Below are 241 nucleotides of genomic sequence, written 5' to 3'. Positions count from 1 at the left end.
CCTTTACATAGCGCTTAAATATGCGTGAAGATGAAGGCTGAGAAAACTGACCTACAATTGCGGAAACGAGTGTCGCAAAAAATATTGCCTGCCAGTAATCAATCTTTAACAATAAAACAATCCCTATAATAGACAGTACACTTAACACATCCCCAGCAACCATTGTTCTTTTCGGGTTCCAGCGATCTGCTAACGCGCCACCAATGAAAGAAAAAATAAAAATAGGTGCATATTCCATGAC

1 protein-coding gene is annotated in these 241 nt (G+C 39.4%); it reads right to left on the bottom strand.

The features are described from left to right. Positions 1 to 241: MFS transporter (locus tag JDS96_RS31475; RefSeq protein ID WP_374221032.1), on the bottom strand; the 241-nt coding region annotated here is incomplete at both ends.

Source organism: Bacillus cereus group sp. N21 (genome assembly GCF_016483395.1).
In the GTDB taxonomy this organism is placed as follows: Bacteria; Bacillota; Bacilli; order Bacillales; family Bacillaceae_G; genus Bacillus_A; species Bacillus_A pseudomycoides.
This window is presented reverse-complemented; position numbering and strand designations above follow the sequence as displayed.